This window comes from Mesorhizobium sp. M2A.F.Ca.ET.042.01.1.1, from assembly GCF_003997405.1.
Taxonomy (GTDB): Bacteria; Pseudomonadota; Alphaproteobacteria; order Rhizobiales; family Rhizobiaceae; genus Mesorhizobium.
This window is the reverse complement of the sequence record NZ_RZRX01000507.1, coordinates 1-1,882: the sequence shown is the minus strand read 5'-3', so window position 1 is coordinate 1,882 and position 1,882 is coordinate 1. Positions and strand designations below refer to the sequence as shown.

Below are 1,882 nucleotides of genomic sequence, written 5' to 3'. Positions count from 1 at the left end.
GGCATGCTGGAGGACGTCTCGGCCTCGCATTCGGACGAGCACGAGGTCGAATCGGTCGGCGCCGAGGATGCGCTCGAGGAAATCCGCAGCCGCCGCAAGCCGGTCCGCCGCCAGTACAAGATTCAGGAAGTCATCAAGCGCCGCCAGATCCTTCTGGTGCAGGTGGTCAAGGAAGAACGCGGCAACAAGGGCGCCGCGCTCACCACCTATCTTTCGCTTGCCGGCCGCTATTCGGTGCTGATGCCGAACACGGCGCGCGGCGGCGGCATCTCGCGCAAGATCACCAACGCGCAGGACCGCAAGCGGCTGAAGGAGGTCGTGACCGACCTCGACGTCCCGCAGGGCATGGGTGTCATCCTGCGCACCGCTGGCGAAAGCCGCACCAAGGCCGAGATCAAGCGCGACTACGAATATCTGATGCGGCTGTGGGAGAACGTCCGCAGCCTCACGCTGCAATCCACGGCCCCTGCCCTCGTCTATGAGGAAGGCAGCCTGATCAAGCGCTCGGTGCGCGACCTCTACAACAAGGATATCGACGAGATCCTGGTCTCCGGCGAGGACGGCTACCGCGAGGCCAAGGACTTCATGCGCATGCTGATGCCGAGCCACGCCAAGGTGGTTCAGCCCTACCGGGACACCACGCCGATCTTCGTGCGCAACGGCATCGAGGCGCAGCTCGATCGCATGCTGCAGCCACAGGTGACGCTGAAGAGCGGCGGCTACATCATCATCAACCAGACCGAGGCGCTGGTCTCGATCGACGTCAACTCCGGCCGCTCCACCAAGGAGCATTCGATCGAGGAGACCGCGCTCCACACCAATCTGGAGGCGGCCGAGGAAGTCGCGCGGCAGCTCAGACTGCGCGACCTTGCCGGCCTCATCGTCATCGACTTCATTGACATGGAGGAGAACCGCAACAATCGCGCTGTCGAGAAGCGGCTGAAGGATCACCTCAAGAACGACCGCGCGCGTATCCAGGTCGGCCGCATCTCGCATTTCGGCCTGATGGAAATGTCGCGCCAGCGTATCCGCGCCAGCGTGCTGGAATCGACGATGAAGCCCTGCCCGCATTGCGGCGGCACCGGCCATGTGCGCTCCGATTCCTCCGTGGCGCTAATGGTGGTGCGGGCGATCGAGGAATTCCTGCTCAAGGATTCGCGCAGCCACATCATCGTGCGCACGCCGGCCGCGACCGCGCTTTATGTGCTGAATCACAAGCGCGCCAACCTTGTGGAGCTCGAAGCCCGTTTCGGCCTAACGATCACGATCGAGGCCGACGAGACGCTCGGCACCCAGCATTACGCGATCTTCCGCGGCGCCATCGCCGAGAAGCCGGAAGGCTTCGTCGAGGTGCGCAGCCTGCCGGCCTATGTCGAGCCGGACGAGCCCGAGGACGAGATCGTCATCGAGGAGGAAGAAGAGGCTGCGGTTCAGGCCGAACAGCCGCGCCAGCCGCAGCAGCAGGGCCAGCACCAGCAGCGGTCAGAGGACGGCGAAGGCCGCGACCGCAAGCGTCGCAAGCGCCGCCGGCGGCGTGGCGGCAGGGACCGCGACCGCGAGCATAATGGGGATGTCGTGGCGGCGCCGGCGGAAGCTGGCGAAACCAGCGACGATGCCACGGATGCGCCGGAAGAAGCGGCCCAGGAGGCGACCGCTGGCGGCGAAGCCGAGGCAACCGCTACCGATGATGCTTCCGGCAAGAAGCGCCGGCGCGGCAAGCGCGGCGGCAAGCGCAACCGCCGCGACGACGAGGCTTCAGAGGCCGCCGCCGGCGACGTCGAGGAGGAAGCGGCGGAAGATGAGGACGCCGCAGGCGAGCCGGCGGTGGCAGCCGCGCTTTCGCAGTCTGCTGCCCCCGCGGCCGCCAATGACGACGCCGAGG

At 66.3% G+C, this 1,882-nt stretch carries 1 protein-coding gene; it reads left to right on the top strand.

Annotated features, from left to right (window positions below; genetic code table 11):
• The coding region (locus EOA23_RS34285) for a ribonuclease E/G (protein ID WP_145966597.1) at positions 1-1,882 on the top strand (1,882 nt) is incomplete at both ends.